Source organism: Nesterenkonia sp. E16_10 (assembly GCF_017347085.1).
GTDB lineage: Bacteria > Actinomycetota > Actinomycetes > Actinomycetales > Micrococcaceae > Nesterenkonia.
In genome coordinates, this window is the sequence record NZ_JADPSA010000015.1 from 1 (window position 1) to 4,336 (window position 4,336).

The 4,336-nt window shown below is 70.0% G+C and carries 4 protein-coding genes; 2 read left to right on the forward strand and 2 right to left on the reverse strand.

Annotated features, from left to right (window positions below; all coding sequences use genetic code 11):
- Together I2487_RS04605 and I2487_RS04610 are read right to left on the reverse strand one after the other, a co-directional pair.
- Positions 1-744, reverse strand: a 744-nt coding sequence (locus tag I2487_RS04605) for an aminotransferase class I/II-fold pyridoxal phosphate-dependent enzyme (RefSeq protein WP_207169478.1), incomplete at its 3' end; no start/stop codon positions are given.
- Between the two features lie 78 nt (positions 745-822).
- Positions 823-1,785 (reverse strand): glycine betaine ABC transporter substrate-binding protein, encoded by a 963-nt coding sequence (locus I2487_RS04610; RefSeq protein WP_207169479.1) that lies wholly within the window; start codon positions 1,783-1,785, stop codon positions 823-825.
- A gap of 46 nt (positions 1,786-1,831) precedes the next feature.
- Between I2487_RS04610 and I2487_RS04615 the strand changes: the two genes are divergently transcribed.
- On the forward strand, positions 1,832-3,571 hold the full coding sequence (locus I2487_RS04615) for a tetratricopeptide repeat protein (RefSeq protein WP_207169480.1): 1,740 nt from the start codon (positions 1,832-1,834) through the stop codon (positions 3,569-3,571).
- Between the two features lie 102 nt (positions 3,572-3,673).
- Complete coding sequence (locus tag I2487_RS04620) at positions 3,674-4,132, forward strand: GyrI-like domain-containing protein (protein WP_207169481.1); 459 nt, start codon at positions 3,674-3,676, stop codon at positions 4,130-4,132.
- Positions 4,133-4,336: the final 204 nt, after the last annotated feature.

Below are 4,336 nucleotides of genomic sequence, written 5' to 3' on the forward strand. Positions count from 1 at the left end.
GGCCACCCGCCAGGTCTTGGAGAGCCCGGAGAAGGTGATCGTGAAGACGTCGTCGGAGAGCGTGCAGGCGTTGATCATCTCGGCGTCGTCGAAGGTGATCTTCTCGTAGATCTCATCCGAAAGCAGGATCAGGTTATGCCGCCGGGCGATGTCCACCATGGCTTCGAGGATCTCGCGGGGATAGACCGCCCCGGTCGGGTTGTTCGGGTTGATCAGCACCAGGGCCTTGGTCCGGTCCGTGATCTTGGACTCGACCTCCTCCGGGTCCGGCCACCAGTAGTTCTCCTCGTCGCAGATGTAGTGCACCGCGCGCCCGCTGCACAAGGTGGTGATCGCGGTCCACAGCGGGTAGTCCGGAGCCGGGATGAGGACCTCGTCGCCGGGATTGATCAGCGCCTGCAACACCATGGTGATCAGCTCGGAGACCCCGTTGCCCAGGATCACGTCCGAGACCTCGGCCTCGCGCATGCCGCGGGACTGGTAGTACTGCGCCACCGCGGTGCGCGCCGAGTAGATGCCCTGGGACTCCGAGTAGCCCTGCGAGCTGGGCAGATTCTTGATCATGTCCACCAGGATCGAGTCCGGGGCGTCGAAGCCGAAGGGCGCCATATTGCCGATGTTCAGCTTGGTGATCCGGTGGCCCGCGCGTTCCAGCCGCGCGGCTTCCACTGCGATGGGTCCGCGCACGTCGTACCGCACGTTGCGGAGCTTCTGGGCCTGAGTGAAGTCCTCGAATTCCTCCATGACCAGATTGTGCCTTATGCCACGGTCCCTGTCGGGACGTTACATCCCTAGACCTGTTCGGCGAGTTGCCCGGAGGTCTCAGCCCCAGTCTTCAGGCTCCGCGACGAAGCCCTCCTGGACCAGCCAGTACTCGGCCGCCTCCTGGGGGCTCAGCCCCTGGTCTCCGTCGATGAGACGGCGCAGCGTGACCACGGCGTCCTCGTTCAACGCCTGAGCCAGCTCCACCGCCACACCGGGGACCTCTTCGGCGATCTCCGCCGAGGCCACCGGGACGAACTGCTCCTGCGCGAAGGCGCGCTCCGCGTCGCTGAGCGCGATCAGTCCCTGCTCCTCGATGCCCGGGTGCGTCGTCGTGAGGATCACCGCATCGAGCTCGGCGGTGATCAGCGCCTCGAGCAGGTCGGCCTCCTCCGCCAGGACGATCTCCGCGGGCTCGCAGTCATAGACCTCGCTCAGCAGCGGCTCCGGAGCGGGCAGGTCCAGGCGCGCCCCGATGCGCAGCTCGTCGCAGGCCTCGACGAAGGCGGGATCCTCGACCTCCCCCTCGGTGGTGATCTCATTGAGCTCAGCGGTGATCGAGGTGATCACCAGGGAGCTGCCGAGCACCGCAGAGCTGGGCTCCAGCAGCTCGCCCTGCTCACCGAGGCTTTCCTCAATCACGCCCAGCAGCTCCGCCGGGCTCGGCTGCTCCAGCTCGGCGAACCCCTCCGGGTCCAGCTGCCGGGCGAACGTCTCAGAGCGGCCGAGGACCAGGTCGGTCTGATCCTCACGGACCAGCTCCCCGGGGCCGCGATCGGAGACCTCCACGACCGCAGGAGTGTCCCGGGAGCTCAGCGCCAGGGCGTAGACATTGGCGATGGTCTGATCCAGCGGGTGCTCCCCCGCCGCGATCGTCCAGGCCTGTTCCGCCGCACTGCCGGTGGGCTCCTCGGCCGGCGGCGGCGGTGAACAGCCCGTGGCGAGCAGAACTGCGACGGTGAAGATGGCGGTGCACCCCGTGACGCGGCGGACGCGCCGGGGCGCCACAGGGGAAAAAGTCATGAGCGTCATTCTACGACGGCACCCGATCGGCGCTAGTCTGGTGCAGATGACGAGTCCGCTGATTCCGCGTCTGACGGCACTCCTCGAGGCCGCCGGTGGGACGACTGCGCCCGCAGAGACCGCGGCGGGCTGGCTGGACCTGGCCTACGAGGGTGCCTACGGCGAACGCTTCCGTTCGGCCGCTGAGGCCGCCGAGGCCGGACTGCGCGCCCCCGGCGGGCAGGACCCGGAGAACCGGTTGATGCTGCTGCGCATCCTGGCCGGGGTCCACGAGATGCGCGGGGACTCCGCCGCGTCGGCGCCGTTCATCGCGGCGCGGCTGCGTCTGCTGCGCGAGCTGGGCCGCTTTCGGCAGGCCCGGGTGGAGGACGAGCTCGGCGCGATGCTGCTGCGCGAGCCGGACCGGGTGGAGGCCGAGATCCTCTCCCGGGTCGCCGAAGACCTGCGCCGAGAGGACCAGGCGCGCGGCGAGGTCACGGTGGAGCTTGCCGATGTGCTCTCCTCGCTGGCGGTGCGCCGACTCCAGGATGAGGGACCCGAAGCGGCTCTGCCGATCGTGCGGGAGACCTGCACCATCCTGACCAGCCTGGACCGTCCCGAGGCGCTGTCCGGGGCCAGAATGTTCCTGGCTCATACGCTGCTGCTCACCGGGGAGACCACCGAGGCGCTGAGCACGGCCGAACTGGTGCTCGCCTCCCGCGCGAACCGGGCGGTGCACGGCGCGATGGCGATGCTGCAGGCCACCATCCACCATCATGAAGACCGCAACCTCGCCGCCATCGACGCCGCGCTGCACTCGGTGGAGCTCTACGCCGCCGCCCGGGTGCGCAAGGGTGCCGCCTCGGCGGCCGCGCTGCTGGCCGGGCTCACCGGAGAAGAGGACGACGGCGACGCCTCCGTCCTGGCCTGGCGGGTCGCAGTCCAGCAGGCCGAGCTCGGGGAGTTCCGCGAATCGCGGCTTCTGAGCCTGGCCCTGGGCCAGCAGCTGCTGGAGCTCGACGACTACCCCGAGGCCGAGAAGGTGCTCGATGCCCTCTCGGTCCGCCTGGGGGGCTCCGAGGAGGACCGGTCCACCCGGGCCAGGGCGCTGATGGGGCTCGGCCATGCCGTGACCCATCTGAAACGCCCCCTGGAGGCCATGGTGCACTGGAACGAGGCGGCGGAGCTCTTCGGCGAGATCGACGAGACCGATGAAGCGGCGCGTGCCCATCTCGCCGCCGGGGCGCTGGCCGCCTCGCTGGACCGACTCGAGGTCGCCCGCGGGCATTACGAGCGTGGACTCGAACTGGTCGAGCACAGCGAGGACCTGGACCCGCAGGTGTTGCTGCAGGCGCTGCATTCGCTGGGGCACCTGCTCACCCGCGCCGAGGACGAGACCGGGATCGGGCACCTGGATCGAGCCCTGGAGCTGGCCCGGGAACACGGGACGACCTGGCAGCGCGCGGACATCACCGATTCGCTGGCCCGCGGCTGGACGGCGCTGGGCGAAGGCACCAAGGCGGTGGCCGCGGGCCTGGAGGCCGCGGACCTCTTCGCCGAGGCCGGTGACGAGGACGCCGCCGGGGACGCCGAGGTCTTCGCGGCCAAGGTGCTGCTGGAAATGGGGCGAGCCGACGAGGCCGAGACGATCTTCCGGATGTCCACCGACGAGCGCGAGGCCAGCCCCTCCCTGATGGCAGACGCCCTGGAGGGTCAGATCGAGGCCCTGATGCGGCAGGGCAAGGCGGAAGCCGCGGCGGACCTGCGCCGCAAGCTCACCCGGCTCAAGCGCCGAATGCGCAGCTGACCCGCCAGCCCGCCACATCTGCGCCGCCACACCCGCGCCGCCACATCTGCGCCGGGACGTTCGGCTCTACCAGAGCCGCGCCTGGCGCAGGAGCATCACTGCATGACCGATATCAAGATCATTCAGAGCCCTGAGCAGCACACCGCCGGGATCCGGGACCGAGTCCCCATGGCGGGTCTGTCCGACTTCTTCGCTCGGGCGTTCGGGGAGACCATGCAGGCGCTGGGCACCCAGGGCCTCAGCCCGGCGGGCCCGCCGTTCGGCAAATACTACGGCTCCCCCGGAAAATCGGTGGATGTCGAGGCGGGCTTCCCGGTCCCCTCGGCCATCACTCAGGACGGGGACGTGGCCCCGGGCGTGCTGCCCGGCGGCCGCCTGGTGGAGGCTATCCACATCGGGCCCTACGACACGCTCGCGAGCACCTACTCCGAGGTCGAACGGTACTTCACGGAGTCCGGTCTCAGTCCCGGTCCGGTGATGTGGGAGAGCTACCTCACCGATCCGGGGGTCGAGCCGGATCCGGCGAAATGGCACACCCGGATCTGCTGGCCGAGCACCTGAGCCGGGAGCTCCAGCGGAGGCGCCTCTAGAGCTGCGGCCACTGCGGCAGCGCGGGGCCTGCGGAACGCAGACCCACCACGGCCTCGGCGCAGGCGAGCCGCTGCTCCGCCTGAGCCTGCCACTGCGCCCGGCGGGTGTCCCGGGCTCCGGCCACCAGGGACAGCGCGACCGCGGCGGTGCGCACCCGCAGCGCGTGCGCGTCCA